This is a genomic window from Bacillus cereus group sp. BfR-BA-01349, from assembly GCF_022663795.1.
In the GTDB taxonomy this organism is placed as follows: domain Bacteria; phylum Bacillota; class Bacilli; order Bacillales; family Bacillaceae_G; genus Bacillus_A; species Bacillus_A cereus.
The window spans coordinates 80,552-103,524 of record NZ_JAKUGE010000004.1 but is presented as its reverse complement, the minus strand read 5'-3'; the positions used below and the strand labels follow the sequence as shown (position 1 = coordinate 103,524).

The following is a 22,973-nucleotide window of genomic DNA, read 5'->3' as shown; positions in this document are numbered from 1 at the left end:
CTACCTCTATCGGTAGGAACCTTTTATTTTAGTGAATGATTTTACTTCCTTTTGCATTCTCAACAAATTTTTCACTTGATTTGTTAATTGGTGTTTTCAGTAATAACGCAGCAACGATCATAACTACTACGAAAGCACTTAACACAAGTAAATCTCGCGTTACGATATCCCAAAGCATTCCGCCAACTGTTTCACGAATTGCGCTAATTGCGTATGTGAATGGTAAGAACGGATAAATCGCTTGGAAGAACGCTGGTGTCATTTGGATTGGGAATGTTCCGCCCGATCCTGCTACTTGTAGTACAAGTAAAATGATTGCCATCGATTTCCCAACGTTTCCGAAAATAGAAACGAGTGAGTATACGATACAAACGAAGACTCCACCAATAAATAAACTAAATAACACAAACCAGAACTTATCGACTACGTACGTACCAAGTAAGAATATATCTCCCATCGATACGATAAACGCTTGTGAAAGACCTATCGTTAAGAATGTTAATAAACGTCCGAAGTAAATTTCATGGCTCTTATAATTCGCGCCCTCTTCGTGTACTTCTACCGTTAATAATGAAACCATTAATAATGCGCCTACCCATAATGCAAGCACTGTATAGAATGGTGACATCGCTGAACCGTAGTTCGGCATCGCAAATAATTTATTCTCTTTTAAATTTACTGGATTCGCAAAGTAATCACTTTGCTTTTCAACATCGTTTTTCAATAAGCGTATGATGTCTTTTAAATCCTCTTCAGATTCAAAATCACGAATTTTATCTGCTAATTCTTTAATCTTTTTCTCAGTCTCCGGCATTTCAGCTTTAATATCTGCTAATTTCTTTTTCCCGTCTACTAAGCCTTTTGATGAATCTTCTAGTAATTTTTTAACATCTGGAAGCTTTTTGTCTGCATCATTTAAAATTTGAGTTGTATTTTTCGACATCTCTTTTGTACGAGCAATTGCTGTATTGAAATTAGGTACAATTTCTGAATCATACGTCGATAATACATCTGTTAATTGAGCTGATCCGCCCTTCGCAGCGTTGTTAATACTTTCAATTACATCTTTTGTAGGTTTCTGGCCATTGTTAAGAAGTGTAATTCCCTTATTCGTTGCCTCTACACCTTTTTGTAAGCTGCTTTTCGCTTTGTTTAATTTTGCGATTCCATTATTAAGGTTTTTATCACTATTTACATCCGCTAAAACCTTATTTGTACTTTCTAGAACTGGAATCATATCATCAATTAAACCGATTCCAGATTGGAATTGACCATTTAAGCTATTTAAAGCTACTTTCGTTGAATCTAAACCGTTAATACCTCTATTTTGTACATCTTCTTTTGCTTTCTGTAAATCTGCTTTTGCACCTTCAAGGCTATTTTTTGCTTTATCATAATCTGCTTTTGCATTATCATATATTTGATTTGCATCAGCTTTAGCTTGATCTACCGCGCTAACTGCCTTTTTATAATCAGCTACAAACGTTTCATTGTAATCTTTTTCAGCTCGATCGATTAAAGCATTTGTTTCATTTAATTTCTGATTAATTCCATCACGCACATCTTGTTTAACTTCCTGACCTGTGCTAATTAAATCGTTTAAACGTTTAAAACGATTATTTAAATCTTGTTGTCCATTCTTAATATCCGTTAAATGCTCTTTTCTTGTTTTAAAGAAATTTTGCCCAAACTCAGTTTGAGCCCCTTGCTCTAAACGAGCCATAACATCAATTACATAAGAAAGATTGTCAATATGCGTTTGAAGATTATTAGATATAGTCGAAATATTTTTCTTAGCTATCTCTGGATCAACGCTTCCATTTTGCAATCCATCCATAACACTTTGTGCATAAGCTGTTCCTGCACGTGATGAGCTTAAAACATTATTTACTGTTTGATTAATATTTTGTGCTATCCCTTTATACCCATCGCTATTCAACTTAGAAAGATCTGGTCTCGCTGGGAATTCAGGTAATCCATTCATTCCAGACAAATCAGGAATATTTAATTCTACACCTGGATTCATTAAAAAGTCAGTAAATGCAGCTGCACTATCCATAACGCCTTTTGCTGCCACTAAATCATTTCTTATCGTCCCTGGAGCATTTTTTAATGTTTGATCTTGTCTTGCAAAGAACTTATCTAAATTCGCCAACGCTTCCTGCCCATCATTTATTACACTCTCTACAACAGGTAAATCTTTCTGCGCTACTTTCACAACATCTTCTGCTCGAGTTGCATCATCTAACGCCTTATCCATAAGTGTATTCATTTCCGGGAACTGCGCTTCTAGCTTAAAGACAAGATCTTTTACTTTTTCGATACTTGGTAAGTTTGTTTCTAAATCGATTCCAAGGTCATTGAAAATTTTAAAAATCTCACCGTTTGCTGTTTTTACAAAGTTTTTACTAATTTCTTCTGTAATACCTGATGCACCTTTTGCTGTAATCTTCGGTGCAATCGCGTTTACTTTTTCATTCACATAGTAATCCAGTTCTGGTTTTTTCGGATTTTCATCCAGAACAGTTGCGATTTTTTCAGAGAAGTCTTTTGGAATCGTAATACTTGCATAATAATCCCCACGCTCAACTCCGTAAATTGCTTGTTTTTCATCTACAAATTTCCAGCCAAGATTTTTGTTTTTCTTAAGGGAGTCTACAATCTCTTTCCCGATATTAATATCTTTCCCTCTTAAATTAGAACCTGCATCTTGGTTAGAAACTGCAATGGGAACCTCTTTTGTATTTCCATATGGATCCCAAGAAGCTTTAATGTTAAACCATGCATATAACGATGGTAAAATCATTAATCCTAAAACAATAACAATTGCAGCCCAATGTTTGGCTACATTCCGTAAATCAGTCTTATAAATACGCCAAATTTGTTTCATAGAAGTTATCACCTAATTATATATTTTTCCTTCTTTAGAAAATGATACATGCATTTTGCAATTATATCACTTTCTACATCGTGTATTAACCAAAAACGTACTATTTTTTCCCATTAACTTTCACTTACTTCATTATATAACGAAGTGAGTCAAAGTATGAATACAAAATGACCAAATCGGTTTTACATCCAATAATAACAAATATATATGAAATGTCATAAAAAATACAAGTATTTTCTCTTGGAAATACTTGTATTCCTAAAAAAAATCCTCACAGCTTTTATTCTCTGTGAGGATTTCTTCTATTATATATCCAATTGAACCTCTACACCGAAATGATCTGAAATTACATTTCTGTTTGTACCATTAAAAATAACTTTTGAAGAATGAACTTTTTTACTTTGGTTACACAATATTAGATCGATTCGCAAATTATGTTTATTTTCATCCCAACCAGCAATCTCACCTTGGACAGTCGTTCCTTCATCCTTCTCTATTGCTAATTCATATGTGTCATACAACCCTTTTTGCATCATATACTCATAACCTTCGCCTTCCAACCGAGCATTGTTATTAAAATCCCCCATTAAGAAGGCGAGCTTATTGCTATCTACACGCTCCATCAAACGATCGACTTGACCTTCGAATGACTCTTCTTCATCATTCCACCAACCGAGATGGCAAGAGTAAAACGTTATATCCTTACCATTATAAGCAATTGTTGCACTTACAATTTTACGCGTTTTCCAATACGTTGTATCCTCGTTTTCTGAAATGAAGAACGTATCTTCTTTTATAATATTATGCTTCGTTATAATTGCTAATCCTTCTTCATACACGTCATAACCAATATGAGAGAAATCCCAAGTAATATTGTAATCTTTTACATGTAGCGCTTTTAACTCTTCTAATAGTAAAAGTCCAAAATTATCTTCTTTCTTGTTACCGCATACATTTTCAGCTTGTATGGACTGACTTACTTCTTGCAATGCGATGACATCGTACTCTTCTTCTTGAATTACTTTAGCAAGGTATTGTATCTTTTCTATTTGATTCTCTTCTTGCCAAGAATGACAGTTTAAAGTTAGCAATTTCATATTATTACGCACCTAACATATCTTGAATGTCTGACTTTAATACGTCAGCTTTCGGACCATATACCGCTTGTACACCTTTATCTTTTACAATAAGCCCTAAAGCACCATTTTGTTTCCACTGTGCTTCTGGTGCAACAACATCTAAATCTTTTACTGTTACACGTAAGCGTGTCATACAAGCATCTACGTCAGCAATATTTTCTTTTCCACCTAATAAATCGATAACTTTTGTTGCTAATGAACCGTCTTGTACATTTCCTGTTCCTTCTGATGCCTCATCTTCATTATCAATATAGTTACCTGCACGCCCTGGTGTTGGTAAATTGAATTTTTTAATTAAGAAATTGAATAGTGTAATTAAGACCGAAGAACACTAATGAAACAATAACAAAGTTGATTAAGTCTCTTGTTAAACCTGCGTTAACCATCATTGGTGTACGAGTAATTAACTCAATAAATCCAAATGCATGAACACGTAAGTTAATTAAATCAGCTAGCGCGAATGCAAGTCCTGTTGTAATAGCATATACAACATATAATACTGGAGCAATAAACATGAACATGAATTCAATTGGTTCTGTTACACCTGTTAAGAATACTGCTAATGCTGCTGATAAAAACATTGGTTTATATTTTGCACGCTTTTCTTTATCCACGTTACGGAACATCGCAAATGCAATCCCCATTAACGCTGCTGTTGAGCCGATAACTTGTCCAGCTTTGAAACGAGCTGGTACAACGTTATTTAATAAATCGTTATATGCCTTCGTATCTCCATTTGCTAGTAAATTATTTAAATCTGTAATCCATGCAAGCCATAATGGATCTTGTCCTGCTACAACTTGTCCAACTTTTGAACCAGTTAACATCGTATATGTTCCGCCTAGCTCTGTATAGTTCATCGGAATCGTTAACATATGGTGTAAACCAAATGGTAATAATAAACGCTCTAACGTTCCATATACAAACGGTGCAACAACTGGTGCGCTATCTTTTGAAGCTGCAATCCAGCGACCAAATTCATTTAACCCACTTTGGATGAATGGCCATAGAAGTGATAATACAATCGCAGTAACTGTAGACCAAAGAATTACAACGAATGGTACAAATCGTTTTCCATTAAAGAATGCTAATGCCTGTGGCAGTTTATTATAGTTATAATATTTGTTATATAAAGTAGCTCCTAAGAAACCTGTGATGATCCCTACGAACACTCCCATGTTTAATGCAGGTGCACCAAGTACAGAAGTAAAGTAATCTTTTACAATTAAATCTCCCGCTATTACTGAAGAAACTTTCGCTTTTGAATCCGCTAACATTTCAGCGTTTACGCCAAATATAGCTCCTGTAATTCGGTTTGTTAAGACGAATGCTAATAGCGCTGCAAATGCACCACCCGCGCGATCTTTCGCCCAAGATCCCCCAATTGCTACTGCGAATAAGATGTGTAGATTTGTAATGATTGCCCAACCGATGTCTTCCATTACGCGAGCGATTGTATGAACTGCGTTAACATCCCCAGCAGACATACCAATTAACTTACCGATGGAAATCATTAAACCAGCTGCTGGCATTACGGCTACAACAACTAATAAAGCTTTCCCGAACTTTTGCCAAAAATCAAAAGACGTAATTTTCATCTGTTCTTCCTCCCCTTTATTTATAACAACATAATGATTTAAATTATAATTTCTGTTCCCTTTATGAAAACGATTCCTTATATTACTTTATTTTTATCCCCCCCTTTACGCAACCGTTTTCATAAATCTATTTTAATAAAAGCGTTTTCACTTTGCAATAGAAATTTATTTTTTTTCATAAAAAAGATGCTCAAAGAGCATCCTTTTTTATTATGAAATGCGATAAACCCTTGTTTCATAAGGTTTTAAAGCAATTGTTGTTACTTCTTCATGTTCCGCAACTTCATAGTTATTTAAAAGCAAACGTTTGCGTTCTAGTGCAAATGAACCCTCATTATACACAGCTTCCTCTTTTGAGATATTACTAATTACAATGACTTTTTCATCCTGTAACGTACGTGTATATGCATAAATTTGTGGATCGTCTTCTAAAAGTAAATCGTACGTACCATAGTTCAGTACATCGTGCTCTTTTTTCAGGGCAATCATTTTCTTATAGAAATTGAAAATAGACTTTTCTTCATTTTTTTGCTTCTCAACATTAATTTCTTTGTAATTTGGATTCATGCTAAACCAAGGTGTACTTGTTGTGAAACCAGCATTAATCCCATCATTCCACTGCATAGGTGTACGTGAATTATCGCGGCAAGAAGCCCATATAATCTCCATCATATCTTGATGTGGTACGCCCTCTGCAATTTTCTCGCGATATAAATTTTTAATTGCTACATCATCGTAATCTTCAATATTTGGTAACTGAACATTTGTCATACCAATTTCTTGTCCTTGATAAATAAACGGTGTACCGTGCATAAAGAAATACATCGCTCCTAGAGCTGTTGCACTTTCACGCCAATATTGTTTGTCATCTCCCCATGTTGAAACGATACGTGGTTTATCGTGATTCTCAATATATAAAGCGTTCCATCCTTTATTTTCTAATCCTTTTTGCCATTTCGTTAATACTTTTTTCAATCCTACAACATCAAGGTCTTTCTTCTTCTCTGCATCCCATAAACTTAAATGTTCAAACTGGAATACCATATTGAACTTACCTTGCTCTTCTCCAACCCAAAGCTCAGCATCTTCAATCTTAACGCCATTTGCTTCACCAACAGTCATAATATCGTACTTAGAGAATGTATTTTCTTTTAGCTCTTCTAATAAAGGTTGAATACCTTTCACATTCATATGTTTATCAAAAGATGGCACATATTTTAACTCTTTTGGATTTGGCATATCCTTAAGGCCTTCTTCTTTTTTAATATGACTGATCGCATCAACGCGGAAACCATCAATACCTTTATCAAGCCACCAATTAACTGTATCGTATAATACTTCGCGAACTTCTTTATTCTCCCAGTTCAAATCTGGTTGTTTACGTGAGAATAGATGTAAATAATATTGTTCTGTTTCTTCATCATATTCCCATGCCGAACCATTAAAAATACTTTCCCAGTTGTTTGGCTCCGCACCATCTTTACCATCATGCCAAATATACCAATCACGCTTCGGATTATCTTTAGATGAACGTGATTCAATAAACCATGGATGTTCATCACTCGTATGATTAATAACTAAATCAATAATAAGCTTCATATCACGCTTATGAACTTCATCTAGTAAAGCATCAAAGTCTGCCATTGTACCAAACTCATCCATAATATCTTGATAATCACTAATATCATAACCATTATCATCATTAGGCGATTTATACATTGGACAAATCCAAATTACATCTATACCTAAATCTTTTAAATAATCCAGTTTTGCAATAATACCTTGTAAATCTCCAATACCATCACCATTTGAATCCATAAAGCTTCGTGGATAAATTTGATAAGCAACCGCTTCTTTCCACCATGTCTTATTCATAGTCATTCTCTCCTTTTGCATCCCATCGGAATTTTATGCAAACGTTTTCGTAACACTATCATAACAAAATATGAACAGTTTGCAACTGTTTTCATTGAACTCTATGTAGATTCTTTATTCTTATGCTTTATTTATTTCTCACAAAGGTAAATCTCATTCTTCCCCTCTTCTTGAAACTGGTAGCCCCTCTCTCTTTATAGAAGAAGTTCCTTATATAAAGGCTGTTGAATTTTTTAATGGCGGTAACATCCCTGAAAATTTCAAGCGCTCTGGTTCCTGTGTCTATAAGCCTATTCCCCTTAAAGGCATTCAAATCATGCAATACTTTCTTTCTCATGCACCAAATAAAGATGCTAGTATTTGGCATCAATCGCCCATAGGTGCTGTTGAAAATATTTCGCCGAATAAAACGGCTTATTTTCATCGTAAAGCAATTATTGCTCAAGAATACATTACCTCTTGGAAATGCGATGATGAAGAAAATCGAAATATACGCTGGGTTAAAGGTTTACGAGAAAACTTAGATCCTTATACATTAGGTGACTATGTGAACTGGCCCGATATCGACATTAAAAATTGGCAAACTAGTTATTATGGCTCTAACTTTCACAGATTACGTAAAGTAAAAATCATTTATGATCCTTGTGATGTTTTTCATTTCCAACAAAGTATTCCTCCTTTTCATACTTGAAAAAAGGGGATAACATAAAAAAATCACCCAATATACCGTTACCTCGCAGTATGTTGGATGATTCAAGTTGATTTTCTATATCGTTTCAAATTCTTGCTCCTACTCATAAACTTTTACTTATAGATTAATTGTATTTCGTATCATTTTCATGCAATGAATGTAATTTAATATTTGGTACTTTATCTTTTTCAATACCTCTATTATAAGAAACAGGAACTTGAAATTCGAATTGCTTTGTCTCATGTTTTTGTAAATAGACTGGTTTCGGTACTGGATAGCTTTTTGAATTCTCGTTTGCATTATCATATAAAACAACTTTTAATGCTTGTGAATGATTACGATAATTTTTTAAAGTAACAATGCACTTCGGTTGGATATTCTCTCCATTTTTCTCCATTCTACAATGGCTATCATCTTTTTTATATTCTATTGCTTCTACGCCTGTTTTTCCTGCATAGTACCATGTTTTATTCAATGTCTGGAGGATGTTATTTAAAATAAACGGCATCATTAAAATTAAAATACTAATGCCTACTACTTTTATCTTATTCGTTTTTCTAAATGTACTAGACTCCTTTTTTCCTAGCCATTTTAAAAATAATATAAATGCAATTACATGTAGTATGAAAGAAACAATCAATATATTTGAGACTTTATAATCCATATAGACATACGTATGTATCGGAACCTTATAGACATTGAATAGTTTTTCCCCAATTAATTCATTATCATTTGGAATTTTTAATAATAACAAAACCCCTATACTGTAACAAATAGCTACTAATCGATCATACTCAATACGAATCATTCTTTCTCCCCTTCACTTTGTATTTTATTATCGATTTTAGCTATTATTACCATACTATACAATCTTTTTATAGAGGATAACGTAAAAAAGTTCCTTATAAATATATAAAGAACCTTATTAATATACACTATGAATTAAAAAATCAATATACAATTTTCACATTGAAATTTCTTCAAAATATGTTGGATCATGTATTGTAATTTTTTTATCTAAAATTGTAACAATGCTATCATTTTTTAATTGTTTTAATACGCTGCTAACTGTCTCTCGAGATGTTCCAGATATTTTGGATATTTCAATTGTTGTAAGTGGACATGAAATTACAATCTTTTCCCCACTCTGTTCTCCTAAATCCTGCATTAAATAATTTAACGTTTGGATAACACGATCTTGTGCATTAGGAATTGTAATATTTTGCACTCGATTTTCGTTCAATTTTAATATAGATGATAATTGCTGAACAACGTACATCAATTGCGTTCTGCTGGATTTTACCATATCTTCAAAGATTACCGTTGGAATATAATATACCTCCACATCCGTCATTGCTTCTGCTGTATAGTTATATCCTCTGTCTGTAAACATACCACCATAAGGAAAAATAGAATATCGCTTTACATAGTCATCGTATAATAAGTTCCCATTTTGATTAACCCGCTCTAACTTTACAAAACCATCTAACATGAAGTAGATTCTTTCCCTTGAATCTCCTTCTAAAAATAAAAATTGACCTTTTTTATAAGTTCGCCAATAAACAAACTCTGTTAAGCCTTTCAATTTTTTTCTGTTAAATGAGCAAATAATTCGAACTGCTTTAAGTCCTTAACTACGTTCCGTCTATTCATAAAATTCCCTCTCTCTTGCTGTATGTTGGAGCGAAAAATCAAGAAAGCGTATTCAATTTGAATTTTATCATAATTAACTTACATATTCAGATTTCATCATGAAAACTTTATGAACAATAAGTACAAAAAATATTAATAAATAAAAAGAATGAAGTTACTAACTTCATTCTTTTTTACTAATAAGTAGCGTACATAATAATTTAAACATATATGCATACATTCTGTTTTGAAATAATAGTACCGGCTTTTTCTTCTAGTGCTTCATATACTTTTTCTAAAGACGTAATAATTGTTTTTCTTTTTGGATTTGTATTAACAAAATTAATAGCAGCTTCAATTTTTGGAAGCATGCTTCCCGCAGCAAATTGTTGTTCTTCAATATATTCTTCTAATTGATTCACTGTGACATGCTCTAATTTTTTTTGATTCGGTTGATTATAATTTACATACACATGATCAACTGCAGTTAAAATAACGAGCGTATCGGCATCTACTAATTCTGCTAATTTCTGCGCAGCGAAATCTTTATCGATAACCGCTTCAGTTCCTTTTAACCCTTCTTCGGAATCAATTACTGGAAATCCACCTCCGCCAACAGCTATCACTATATTTCCATCTTCGACCAAAGAATTAATCACTTTATGTTCATGAATACTTACAGGCTTCGGTGATGGAACAACACGTCTCCACCCTCTACCAGCATCTTCTTTAAACACTGCTTTTGTTTCATCCATTAATCTTCTGGCCTCTTCTTCTGTATAAAAAGGACCAATTGGTTTAGTTGGATTTTTAAATGCCTCATCTTTTTTATCCACAACAACACGTGTTATAACCGTTGCTACGTCTTTTTTTATATTCCGTTTTTTCAATGCCTTTTCAATCGCATTTTCCATCCAATATCCAATCATCCCTTGACTCATTGCCCCACAAGTATCTAATGGCATTGCAGGTGTCTTTTCCGTTTCTGCAGCTTTTTGCTGTAATAAAATATTCCCCACTTGTGGGCCATTTCCATGCGCAATTACTATATCCACATCATTTTCCATTATTTTCACAAGTTGTTCTGCCGTTTTTTCCAACGCTTCTTGCTGCGCTCCCGCAGTAGCTTCTCCAGACTGTATCGCATTTCCCCCTAGTGCAACTACAATTTTTCTTCGTGCCATATTCCAGCCCTCCAGTTGATTTCGCTTTCACAGCGCTTTATAAAGTAATACTGCCTGTAATTAATCCATAAATCGCAAAGAATGCTAAAGCACCAATTGCTACGGATGATGCTAATTCCACTCGAGTAAATATTTGCTTCGAACTCTTTTGCTTTTGAACATTGTAGAAAATAAAAATACCTGGCGCATATAAAGTCATTGTTAATAATAAATACTCTAAACCAGCTGCATAAACTAACCACACGCCATAAATACTGGCTATCAAATCAATTACTATATTTTTATTTCGATCTACTTCTTCAGAATTTAAGCTATGCTTCAGTTGATAAAATGCTGAAAAAGCATATGGAATTAAAATAGCTGAAGATGCTAAAGAGAATGCAAAGTTATACGCCTGATCAGAAACAACAAATGTTAACAAGAACATTTGTATTAAACCATTTGTTATCCACAATGAATTTACTGGAGCCTTATTTTTATTTTCTTTTGCGAACCATTTTGGAAATACTCCATCTTTAGCCGCTAAATATGGAATTTCAGAAGCGAGCAAAGTCCAACCTAACCAAGCACCTAATACAGAGATGACCAAACCTAAATTAATAAAGATAGCACCCCATTTTCCAACAACACTTTCAAATAAATAAGCCATAGCCGGATTTTTCAAACCCGCAATATCTGCTTGCTGCATAAGTCCAAGAGACAATAATGTGATTAAAATATAAATGATGAGTGTACCAATTAAGCCAATAACGGTTGCTTTCCCTACATCACTTCTATTTTTTGCTCGACTGGATAAAACAACAGCCCCTTCTACCCCAATAAATACCCATAAAGTTACAAGCATTGTACTTTTAACTTGGCTGCCAACTGCTCCCCATGAAAAAGAACCAGTTTGCCCCCAAAATCCATCTAAGAACGTATCAATATGAAACGCAAAGATTCCTATGACAATAAATACAAATACAGGTACTAATTTTGCGATTGTAGTTACTAAATTCACAAGTGCTGCTGATTGAACTCCACGTAAAATTAACATGTGAACACACCATAATAATACGCTTGCACCAATAATGGACGCTACATTTTGCCCGCCTTCAAAGATTGGGAAGAAATATCCTAATGAAGAAAACAATAATGTACCGTAAGCTACATTCCCAAGCCAAGCAGATAGCCAGTATCCCCACGCACTATTAAATCCCATAAAATTACCAAATCCTGCTTTTGCATAGCTAAAAATACCACCATCTAAATCTGGCCGTTTTACAGTTAGATTTTGAAAAGATAATCCAAGTGCAATCATCCCAATTCCTGTTATAACCCAGCCAATAATAATGGCTCCAGCACCAGCACCTTTTGCCATATCACTCGCTAAATTAAAGGCTCCACCGCCAATCATAGACCCAACTACAAGAGCCGTTAGTGTAAACAACCCTAATTTCTTATCTTCACCCATTCCACTCACCTCTCTTAAATTGCAATAACAATACAAAAGCAATAGTGAATGATCGTGTCTAAAGGAGGAGAAAGAAGAAAGGAAGACTCCCTTTCTTCTTTACTCCATGTTTCCTAAAGTAGCTGCCATAACCGCTTTAATTGTATGCATTCTATTTTCAGCTTGATCAAATACTTTTGAATGTTTACTGCGGAATACTTCGTCAGTTACCTCCATTTCTTTCAACCCATATTTCTCATAAACTTCTTCGCCATACATCGTTTCAACATCATGAAATGCAGGTAAACAATGTAAGAAAATCACGTTTTCATTCCCTGTTGCTTTAATCATTTTCATATTTACTTGATAAGGTTTCAATAACTCGACACGTTCAGCAAATTTTTCTTCTTCCCCCATAGACACCCATACATCTGTATAAATTACATCTGCATTCGCAACAGCTTCTTCCACATTACTTGTTATCATTACCTGTTCATTATATTTTTTTGCTAAATCAATTACTTCTTGTGCAGGCCATAAAGATTCCGGTGTACAAATACATACATCCATTCCAACGATTGCTCCACCAACTAGTAAGCTATTAGCAACATTATTTCGTCCATCGCCAACGTAAACGAGCTTCACATTTTTCAATTTCCCTATATGTTCTCTAATTGTTAATAAATCTGCTAGTGTTTGTGTTGGATGCCACATATCTGTTAATCCATTCCAAACCGGCACACCAGAATTTTGTGCTAAAGATTCTACAGTTTCATGATTAAATCCACGAAACTCAATTCCGTCAAACATACGCCCTAACACTTTTGCTGTATCCTCTACAGATTCTTTTTTCCCAAGTTGAATATCACCTTTCCCTAAATATTCAGGATTTGCCCCTAAATCTGTACATGCTACTGTAAATGCACAACGCGTACGAGTAGAAGTTTTTTCAAATAAGAGCGCTACATTTTTACCTTCTAAATAATGATGCGGAATACCATTTTTCTTTTTCTCTTTTAATTCTGCTGCCAAATCTAGAAAATATAACAATTCTTCTTGTGTAAAATCTTTTTCTGCTAGAAAGCTTCTTCCTTTTAAATTTGGTCTAGTCATTAACATAATTCATCCCTACTTTCTCCGTTATTTATACTAAATATCTTTACGAACAATTGGCATACTCATGCAACGTGGACCCCCACGACCACGAGATAATTCCGAACTTAGAACCTCAATCACTTCTATACCGTGTTCCCGTAATAACGTATTAGATACATAGTTGCGATCATATGTAACAACTACACCTGGCGCGATTGCTAATGTGTTCGAGCCATCATTCCATTGTTCACGAGCAGAAGCAATTACATCTCCTCCTCCACATGGAATTAGAACTAATTCACTTAAGCCTAATACCTCTTTTAATGCTTCCATTAAAGAAGTACGATGTGTAATTTTAAGAGTTTCCTCATCTGATCCTTTTTCTAAAATATAAATATTCATATTCCCTTTTGGCCCTTGAATGGCTGGATGAATTGTAAACTTGTCATAATCAACCATTGTAAATACTGTATCTAAATGCATAAATGCTCGGCATTTTGGAATTTCTATTGCTAACACTTTCTTAATTTTATTTTGTCGGCTAAAGAGATTTTTAGCTAAACGTTCAATTGCTTTAGCTGAAGTACGAGCAGATACTCCAATCGCAATTGTTTCTTCATTTAAAATTAGCTCGTCGCCACCTTCAATTGGAAATTTATAATCACGATCTAACCAGATTGGTACATTATGTTTTGCAAATCTTGGATGATATTTAATGATGTACTCCATGAATAATGATTCACGTCTACGCGCTGGTTCTCTCATCTTATTTATCGTTAAGCCATCGCCCACGCTAGCTGCTGGATCACGAGTAAAATATAAATTAGGCATTGGATCTAAGTAAAACGGATAGTGATCTTCCATTAATTCATATAAATGTGTCTTCTTACTTGTTTCAATTTCGTTTTTCCGTACACCGCCCATAATTTTTTGAATTAATTCTTCATTTGAAAAGGAAAGTAAATATTCTTTTAAAGTTTGATGTGCAACATTTACGTCGGCCTGTCCTTCTTTTAAAATACGATCAACAAATTCTTCTCGAAGTTTTTTATCTACTAACGCCTCAGCGGCTAGTTTTTCTAAATAAAGAACTTCAACACCCCGATTGCGTAACGTTTGTGCAAAATAATCATGCTCTTTTTGAATAATTGGTAAGTATGGAATATCGTCAAATAATAATTGCTGCAAATAATCTGGCGTCAAGTTTTCCACTTCTTTACCCGGTCGTTTTAATAAAACCGTTTGTAATTCTCCAATTTCTGAAGTAACATGTATCGGATGTTTCATTTGTTGTACCTCCTTTTAAATATGTTTGATGTCTTACAAGTACATAATAAATGCTCTGCACTTTCATCTTTGTGAAAGTATCCACATTATCATTGTGAAATATTAAACAAGTTATTTTTTTAAAATCATACGAATATGTATTTTTATAACAAACTATCTCGCTTTCTCAATAAAAAATACATATATTACGCATATATGTTGAATATTTAACTTCCGTATTTAAACAAAAATCCTGTTTTTAATTTTATTAAAAACAGGATTTTTGCATCTAAATAATTAAATTTAATCTTTCTTCTATAATCTCCCTATCTGATTTCGACTGTGAAATTATAAGGCATGTATCATTTCCGCATATACATCCTATTTTTTCTTTCCAATCTAACTCATCAAATAAAACACCAATAACATGTGCATTACCAGGTAATGTTTTAATAACCATTAATTGATCTACACAATCAATTTTTACAACAACTTCTCGTAATTTTTTCTTTAACTTTATATCAGTTTGTACATGCTCTTCTGAGAAAACTTTATATATCATTAATCCTTCTTGAGAAGGTACCTTCGTTAAGTTTAACTCACGAATATCGCGAGAAACCGTAGCTTGTGTTACTAATACATCTTTTTTTGCTAACAATTCTACTAATCTTTCTTGCTTATCTATTTCATACTCCTTTACAAATTGTTTAATTAACCGTTGTCTTTTTTCTTTTTTCATAAAAGACACCCCTTTTAATATTATAGCTCGCTATAATTTTCATCCGAAAGGGACAGAAAAGAATGTTGCGGAAACGTTCATAGTTTAACTGTAAATATTAAATCAAGCTAAATAAAAAAGAGTAGAACAGCATTCTGTTCTTCCTTTTACATTGAAAATCGTTCAATTGTTTGTTTCAAATCAGTTGCTTGCTTCTCTAAATCCTTTAATAATTGATCGATTACTATCATATTTTTAGACTGTTGTAGCGTCACACGCGCCACTTCTTGCGAACCAGCTGACGTTTCTTCAGCAATTGCTGCTACAGCTTTTGTTTGTGCTCCTGTTTGATGAATGTGGCTCACTTGTTCATTCATATAACTACTAATTTGCTGAGTTGCATCGGCTACTTCCATAACACTTGATGACATTTCTTTTAAAATTAATTCCGTAGCTTCCCCACGTTTCGCCTCTTCTTTAGCTATTTTCACTTGTTCTGTCATTTTCATTGCAACTTGTTGTACTTCATCTTGCATATTCCGTAATAACTGCGATATGTTTCTTGCAGAATGATCACTTTCATCAGCAAGTTTACGTACTTCTTCCGCAACAACCGCAAAGCCTCTTCCATGCTCTCCTGCGCGAGCTGCCTCAATAGAAGCATTTAGTGCTAATAAATTCGTTTGGCTAGCAATCGCACTCACAACAGACACAATATGTTCTACTTGTTTCATTCGTTCTTCTAACTTCTGTACATTTTGCATTGAATCTTCATTTTCTTTTGCCAATGTTTGAATACCTTGAATTAAAGACGTAAAGACACGAGTACTATGCCCTAAAGCTTCAACCATTTCTGAAGACAATGTATCAGACTGCTTCGCTTTTTCTTCTACTTCACTTGCAATAGAAGTCGTTGTATCAACAGCAGAAACAATTGCTTGAATTGATGCCGCTGATTGCTCAGCGCCTGAAGAAATTTCTGCAAGTGTCTCTGATACACCTTGCGCTTGTCTCGTTGCTTCGCCTGTTTGTTTTCTAATCTGCTGTACTTGATTATTTGTATACGAAAATGTTGTATCAATATTTTTTACCATGCCCCTTAAGTTTCCTAACATCATATTAAATGCAACACTTAAAGATTTAATTTCATCATCTGTCTTCGGTAATGGAACATCTTCACGAATATCACCCTCAGCTGCTTTTCTTGCCGCTTCCTCTAACTTGCGAAGCGGTTTAATTAAAAATACGGCTGCTCCATATGCTAAAATTCCAGACCATACTACCCCTAATAACATAACGATAATATTATATACAGTTTGACTTACATAACTTTGAAAATAATCGTATATCACGTAAATAAAAAAGATACTTGTTGAATATGTAATAAAAGCTAAAACTGTAGTGAATAGCATAAGTTGTGTACGTAATCCAAAAGAAAATGTTTTCCTTTCTTTTTCCATCTTCCCTTTCCCCCTTTTTATAAGCAATATAAATACTACCTATATATTATTATCCATATTTTCATCATAGAAGGATATAGAGATTTAAAAAAATATTATTTCTTTGAATATCAAATTGAACGAAAAAATAAAGGATTCTGACAATTTATGACTAATAACAGAAATAAGGGGCAACATTTGTAAAATATATTTTTAACTGGGGGTTTTGTATGATTCAAGTTCGAAATCTAGTAAAATCATTCGGTTCACTTGATGTGTTAAAAGGAATTGATTTAGAAGTAAAAGAAAAAGAAGTTGTTGTTTTAATTGGTGCCAGTGGTTCTGGTAAAAGTACATTACTTCGCTGTCTTAACTTTTTAGAAATGTACGATGAAGGCTCAATTCACTTACAAGGTGAGCGAATTGAGCCAAAGCATTCAAATTTAAATAAAGTCCGTGAAAATGTCGGTATGGTTTTTCAGCACTTTAACCTCTTTCCTCATATGACCTCACTAGAAAACATCATAGAAGCACCTATTCACGTAAAAAAATTAGAGAAAGCAAATGCAAAGGATATTGGAACTCAACTTCTCCAAAAAGTCGGCCTTCAAGATAAAGCAGATGTAACTCCTCATCTTCTTTCAGGTGGTCAAAAACAGCGCATTGCCATTGCACGAGCTCTTGCAATGAGCCCTAAGATTATGCTATTTGATGAGCCTACCTCAGCTTTAGACCCTGAACTTGTTGGAGAAGTATTGCAAGTCATGAAAGAACTTGCTGAAGAAGGGATGACAATGGTTATTGTTACTCATGAAATGAATTTCGCAAGAGATGTAGCTGATCGCGTCATCTTTATGGATGATGGAAAGATTGTAGAAGATGCTCCGCCAGCACAATTCTTTTCAGCTCCATCACATGAACGGGCAAAACAATTTTTACGCAACGTTTTATAATGTAACTTTTGTTTCGAACGAAAAAGAATACATTCATACGGTGCACAACTAATCATCCAAATAAAATATTTCAATAACATACTAAAAAACCATCCGTATGATCAATATATAGGAGGGATTTTATGAAAAGAAAACTATTAACCATTGTTGCTAGCATTACACTATGTACATCTTTCATACTAGGAGCTTGTAGCAAAGAAAGCTCTACTACTTCAACAAATGGTGAAAAAGAATTTCGCTATGCGATGAGTGGATTATACAAACCTTTTAACTATAAAGAAAATGACGGCAAACTTGTCGGTTTTGATGTAGAAATCGGTGAAGCTCTTGCTAAAAAGATGAACATGAAGGCTACGCCAGTTACAAACCCATGGGAAACGCTGATTCAAGGTCTTCAAGCGAAGAAATATGATGTAATACTGGGTAGTATGGCAATTACAGAGGAGCGCTTAAAAGCTGTTAGTTTCTCAAATCCGTACTATCGCTCCGGCGCCCAAATTTTTGTAGCTAAAAAGAATAACGCTATCTCTTCTCCAGAAGATTTAAAAGGTAAGAAAATTGGTGTTGTAAAAGCTAGTACCTTTAAAAATCTTGTTGCAAAATATACAGATCAAATCACAGAATATGACAGCGATATTACTGCTCTTATGGATTTAGAGCCTGGGCGTGTTGACGCAGTAATTACGGATCAAATGGTTGGTCTACGTATGATAAAAGAAGGAAAATCAAATATAAAAGAAGCCGGAAAACCATTAAATCTTGATGAAATGGGAATTGCTATTCGCAAAGATGATAAAGAAATGGTTGAGAAAGTAAATAAAGCGTTAGATGAAATCATTAAAGATGGTACGTATGAAAAGATCAGTAAAAAATGGTTCGGGCGTAATATTCTCGGTGAAGAGGAAAAAACGAAGTAAGTTAGCCATTCAAAAGATTCATAAACAGTGCCCCACTGATTAATTGTTCATTTCATGTGGGGCATTTCATTCTCTACTAAAATCTATACAATATGAGGTGAAACGCATGTTTGAAATTTTTATCTCTACCTATCCCACACTCTTAAAGGCTACTATTGTCACATTACAATTAACATTAACCTCCCTAGTACTCGGTTCATTAATTGGATTATTATTTGCTTTCTTTCGAATCTCGAATAACAAAGTTTTAAATAGCATTGCTCATATCTATATTGCTATTATTCGTGGTACACCTTTAATCGTTCAAATCGCAATTCTCTATTTTGGCATTACATCTGTCATTGTTTTCTCCCCTTTTTGGGCAGGAGCAATCGCTTTAGCAATTCATAACGGTGCATATATTACGGAAATTTTCCGGGGATCCATTCAATCCGTCGACCGGGGACAATTGGAAGCCGCTCGCTCCTTAGGTATGCCTTATTCTTTAGCTATGCGCCGGATTATATTACCACAAGCATTTCGTCTGTCTCTTCCTCCTCTAGGAAACCAATTTATTATCGGATTAAAAGACTCTTCACTTGTCGCTTACGTAGGACTGTCCGAATTATGGGGATCAGGTTTATCAATTGCAGCAGGTAACTTCCAACAATTAGATACTTACATAATCGTTGGTGTATACTATCTCGTACTTGTTCTTCTATTTACTTATTTTGTTAATCTTTTAGAAAAACGACTACAACGAAAAGAAACTAACTCCGTCCAATTCCATAAAAAGAACAAAAAAGAAGTTTCTTTATAAGAAAAAGCAAGCCTGAGATGGCTTGCTTTTTCATTGCAAAAATATATTAATTTTTACTGATTTACTTTTTTAATACTCTGTTCTTCCTCTATATGTTCCTCACGATATGAAATATTATGAGGATCTAGTCCATTTCCTAAAGAACCATAGAAATGCTCTCTATGCGGATCCACTAATTCACTTCCTTGATAATACACACGTGGTGTATTCCATAGCGCTGCCAAAGCTTTTGTCATCGGCATCTCATGATAGCGTTCCGGCCACATTTCTTTAATCTTCTCTTTTACTAACGGATAGTATTTAGAACTCATAGCAGGAAACAGATGATGTTCTGTATGATATGAGAAATTGAAATGTAAAACGTCTACCCAGCGCGGCACTGTTACTGACAAACAGTTTGCTAACGGATCATTTACTGGAACAATTGGATTTAAGCGGTGATTTGTTGCGATATATGCCATTACAATAAAGTTAGCAATTAACAACGGAATGACATATGCAAATAACCATTTTCCAGGTCCCATAATAAACAATAAACTAATCCAAACTGTCCAAGGCAAAAGAAGTTGAAGCCATACAGATTTTTGATTGGATGACTTGAACTCTTTTATAAAATGAAAGAACATTCGAGTCGAATGCAATGTAAATTGAATTGTTAGTGACAGAAAACTAAAGAATGAACGTACATGTAAAGGCATACGATATACCCAACTCAAAAACTTACTCTTCTTAAGTTTCTCAAGTGTCGGCCATGCATCCGGATCATTCTCTTCATGCTGTGTATGAACATGATGCGTTGCATTATGCCACTTTCTCCAAAGCTTTGGCCCTGTTGATAATGGCATAAATGCAATCGCGCCTAAGAAATCACGAAGCCATGCCTTTCTTACAACAGTTCCATGTAAAATTTCATGCCCTAAAAATCCAAGTGAAGCAAAACATAATCCAAGAACAATCGCAATTCCTAGATTCGCCCACACATTCAATTCAAATACACCAATCGATATTAACCCCGCCAATGCCACAAGCAAATAAGCCAGTCCACCAAATAAACGAGTAGGCACTGGTTTAAATGCTTTTTTCGGCAAATGTGGTGATACACGTGCTGCATACCACCCAAACGTATGAAGCTCCTTCATCCTTTTGCTCCTTTCTTATGCCGCGCCTTGCGCAACTTACATATATCAATTCTTGCTTCCAGATTGATTTTACTAGATGATCCAAAAAGCATCTATTATAAGGAAAATATACTCACTCTATCGTCACTTATTTTTCGCTTTTATTATCAATGAAAAACATTTCTCTTTTTACTCTCTATCAACCTTTCCACATGATGAATCATAACAATAGAATTTCTATATTGTCAACACCTTTTATGACCTAGTAATAAAAGGTGGTTATATTTTTATAATCATACTTTATTTCACTAAAGAAAATGTATATATTCCATAAGGATTTACCCACTCTATATAGACATTTTCTTAAACGCCATAGACTCTATCTCATTCAATAACTCCCTATGTAATCAACAAACAGAATCACTTGAATTTAGTTTTATATAAATCCTACTACTTCATAATGCCCCACCTAATTAATTATATTAAAATAATTTATAACCTCTTTTAATAAAAATAGACTACTTCTAAAACAACACACATAAATTTCATATAATATGGAAATATTAAAAGGAAAATTGTTCTAAAATCAGGAGGTTTCCGCAATGACAAGTGATACATTTCCACAACTGCCGCTATCTTATTGGATTGAATCTACTCAGCTTCCTACTTTCCCTCGTTTATCCGAAAATATAAAGACGAAAGTTGCTATTATCGGTGCTGGTATTACAGGTATTACTACTGCCTATTTACTTGCAAAAGAAGGCATCGATGTTGTTTTAATTGATTCTGGTCGTATTTTAAACGGAACGACTGGGCATACAACAGCGAAAGTAACAGCACAACATGATCTTATTTATGATGAATTAATAAACCATTTCGGTGTAGAAAAGGCCGGGCTTTACTATGAATCAAATAATCAGGCTCTACAATTCATAAATGAAACTGTTCAAACATATAAAATCGACTGTAATTTCTCAAATGAAGATTCATATTTATATACAACTACCGATAACGGATTAAGAAATTTATCGAAAGAATATGAAGCTTATCAAAAATTAAATATACCTTGTGACTATGTTCAATCTCTATCGATTCCTATTCCAGTACAATCTGCGCTTATAATGAAAAATCAAGCACAATTCCATCCCCTTCTTTATTTAAAAACACTTTTAGAAAAGTTTGTGGAGATGGGCGGAAAGCTCTACGAACAAACAACAGCTATGGATGTGGAAAAGGGAGATCATCCACAAATAATTACAAAAGAGGGCCATCATATCACTTGTGAATATGTCGTCTCTTGTTCACATTTTCCTTTTTATGATGCGAATAGCTTTTTCTTTACGCGAATGTACGCAGAACGCTCCTACGCTCTTGCAATAAAAGCAAAAACGGATTATCCAGGTGGCATGTATTTAAGTATTGATGATCCAAAGCGCTCCTTACGCTATATAACAAACAATGGAGAAAAATTAATTTTGATTGGCGGAGAGAGTCATAAAACAGGACAAGGAATAAATACGATGCTTCATTATGAAGCACTTTATTCTTTTGCTGAAGCAACTTTTGGAATAGACGAAGTTCCTTATAGATGGTCAGCACAAGATTTAATCACTCTAGATAAGCTTCCTTATATCGGACATATTAACGAAAGAAATCCAAATATATTTGTTGCAACTGGATATCGCAAATGGGGCATGACAACTGGAACTGCTGCCGCTCACCTACTGAAGAACTCCATCCTAAAAGTCCACAGTCCCTATAAAGAACTGTATGCACCATCACGCTTCCATGCAAATCCAGATATAAAAACGTTCCTCTCCCAAAACATTGATGTTGCGAAACATTTAATTGAAGGAAAGATTGAAACCGCATTACGTAAGCCAGAAGATCTCGAAGTTGGTGAAGGATCTGTCGTACATGTTAACGGTAAACGAGCAGGTGCTTATAAGGACAAAGAAGGAAAATTACATATCGTCGATACAACTTGTACACATCTCGGCTGTGAAGTTGAATGGAATAATGGTGATTGTACTTGGGATTGCCCTTGCCATGGTTCTCGTTTTTCAATTGAGGGAGACGTTCTTGAAGGCCCAGCAGATCAACCGTTAAAACGAGTTGATAATGAGTAAACAAATAAAGAAGTTCAACAGAATTACTGTTGAACTTCTTTATTTGTTATAAAATCTTTTCAGATAATTTTCGACACAGGGAGGGAAATATTAACATT

The 22,973-nt window shown here is 34.3% G+C and carries 14 protein-coding genes and 5 pseudogenes; 5 read left to right on the top strand and 14 right to left on the bottom strand.

Features of this window, described 5'->3' with window-relative positions; translation table 11 throughout:
- Positions 1-28 precede the first annotated feature (28 nt).
- The 4 genes and pseudogenes from MR169_RS04195 to MR169_RS04180 all read right to left on the bottom strand — a co-directional run bounded on the left by MR169_RS04195 (position 29) and on the right by MR169_RS04180 (position 7,502).
- Positions 29-2,890, bottom strand: a complete 2,862-nt coding sequence (locus MR169_RS04195) for a YhgE/Pip domain-containing protein (RefSeq protein ID WP_000810078.1) — start codon at positions 2,888-2,890, stop codon at positions 29-31.
- A 305-nt stretch (positions 2,891-3,195) separates the two neighbouring features.
- A complete protein-coding gene (locus tag MR169_RS04190) occupies positions 3,196-3,987 on the bottom strand; it encodes an endonuclease/exonuclease/phosphatase family protein (protein ID WP_000771985.1) in 792 nt (263 codons plus the stop codon).
- A 4-nt stretch (positions 3,988-3,991) separates the two neighbouring features.
- Positions 3,992-5,627 (bottom strand): annotated as a pseudogene (locus tag MR169_RS04185) (PTS transporter subunit IIBC).
- A 210-nt stretch (positions 5,628-5,837) separates the two neighbouring features.
- Complete coding sequence (locus MR169_RS04180) at positions 5,838-7,502, bottom strand: glycoside hydrolase family 13 protein (protein ID WP_001044705.1); 1,665 nt, start codon at positions 7,500-7,502, stop codon at positions 5,838-5,840.
- Positions 7,503-7,656: 154 nt separating this feature from the next.
- Between MR169_RS04180 and MR169_RS04175 the strand changes: the two are divergent.
- Positions 7,657-8,193: pseudogene (locus MR169_RS04175) on the top strand (BBE domain-containing protein); the annotation flags it as partial.
- A gap of 124 nt (positions 8,194-8,317) precedes the next feature.
- Here MR169_RS04175 and MR169_RS04170 read toward each other — a convergent pair.
- From MR169_RS04170 to MR169_RS28430, 9 genes and pseudogenes are all read right to left on the bottom strand, one after another.
- Positions 8,318-9,001: a hypothetical protein gene (locus tag MR169_RS04170; protein ID WP_000619193.1), complete on the bottom strand. Its 684-nt coding sequence runs from the start codon at positions 8,999-9,001 to the stop codon at positions 8,318-8,320.
- Positions 9,002-9,157: 156 nt separating this feature from the next.
- A pseudogene (locus tag MR169_RS04165) lies at positions 9,158-9,846 on the bottom strand (Crp/Fnr family transcriptional regulator).
- Positions 9,847-10,046: 200 nt separating this feature from the next.
- Positions 10,047-11,009: a carbamate kinase gene (gene arcC / locus MR169_RS04160; RefSeq protein WP_242318940.1), complete on the bottom strand. Its 963-nt coding sequence runs from the start codon at positions 11,007-11,009 to the stop codon at positions 10,047-10,049.
- Positions 11,010-11,046: 37 nt separating this feature from the next.
- Complete coding sequence (arcD, locus tag MR169_RS04155) at positions 11,047-12,462, bottom strand: arginine-ornithine antiporter (protein ID WP_242318939.1); 1,416 nt, start codon at positions 12,460-12,462, stop codon at positions 11,047-11,049.
- Positions 12,463-12,561: 99 nt separating this feature from the next.
- Positions 12,562-13,560 (bottom strand): ornithine carbamoyltransferase, encoded by a 999-nt coding sequence (gene argF, locus MR169_RS04150; protein ID WP_000930288.1) that lies wholly within the window; start codon positions 13,558-13,560, stop codon positions 12,562-12,564.
- A gap of 30 nt (positions 13,561-13,590) precedes the next feature.
- Positions 13,591-14,823, bottom strand: a complete 1,233-nt coding sequence (arcA, locus tag MR169_RS04145) for an arginine deiminase (RefSeq protein WP_000682331.1) — start codon at positions 14,821-14,823, stop codon at positions 13,591-13,593.
- 268 nt (positions 14,824-15,091) lie between these two features.
- Positions 15,092-15,541: an arginine repressor gene (gene argR / locus MR169_RS04140; RefSeq protein WP_000711827.1), complete on the bottom strand. Its 450-nt coding sequence runs from the start codon at positions 15,539-15,541 to the stop codon at positions 15,092-15,094.
- Between the two features lie 146 nt (positions 15,542-15,687).
- A pseudogene (locus tag MR169_RS28435) lies at positions 15,688-16,260 on the bottom strand (methyl-accepting chemotaxis protein); the annotation flags it as partial.
- A gap of 369 nt (positions 16,261-16,629) precedes the next feature.
- Positions 16,630-16,815 (bottom strand): annotated as a pseudogene (locus tag MR169_RS28430) (HAMP domain-containing protein); the annotation flags it as partial.
- A 374-nt stretch (positions 16,816-17,189) separates the two neighbouring features.
- Between MR169_RS28430 and MR169_RS04130 the strand changes: the two are divergent.
- The 3 genes from MR169_RS04130 (at position 17,190) to MR169_RS04120 (ending at position 19,628) form a co-directional block, all read left to right on the top strand.
- On the top strand, positions 17,190-17,912 hold the full coding sequence (locus MR169_RS04130) for an amino acid ABC transporter ATP-binding protein (protein ID WP_201144889.1): 723 nt from the start codon (positions 17,190-17,192) through the stop codon (positions 17,910-17,912).
- Positions 17,913-18,034: 122 nt separating this feature from the next.
- On the top strand, positions 18,035-18,829 hold the full coding sequence (locus MR169_RS04125; RefSeq protein ID WP_000823768.1) for an ABC transporter substrate-binding protein: 795 nt from the start codon (positions 18,035-18,037) through the stop codon (positions 18,827-18,829).
- Positions 18,830-18,872: 43 nt separating this feature from the next.
- On the top strand, positions 18,873-19,628 hold the full coding sequence (locus MR169_RS04120; protein WP_242318938.1) for an amino acid ABC transporter permease: 756 nt from the start codon (positions 18,873-18,875) through the stop codon (positions 19,626-19,628).
- Positions 19,629-19,681: 53 nt separating this feature from the next.
- Here the strand turns inward: MR169_RS04120 and desB are convergent, their stop codons facing one another.
- On the bottom strand, positions 19,682-20,767 hold the full coding sequence (gene desB / locus MR169_RS04115) for a Delta(10) desaturase DesB (protein WP_242318937.1): 1,086 nt from the start codon (positions 20,765-20,767) through the stop codon (positions 19,682-19,684).
- Between the two features lie 581 nt (positions 20,768-21,348).
- On the opposite strand from desB, the gene MR169_RS04110 reads away from it, so the two are divergent.
- Positions 21,349-22,875: an FAD-dependent oxidoreductase gene (locus MR169_RS04110; RefSeq protein WP_242318936.1), complete on the top strand. Its 1,527-nt coding sequence runs from the start codon at positions 21,349-21,351 to the stop codon at positions 22,873-22,875.
- The last annotated feature ends 98 nt before the right edge of the window (positions 22,876-22,973 follow it).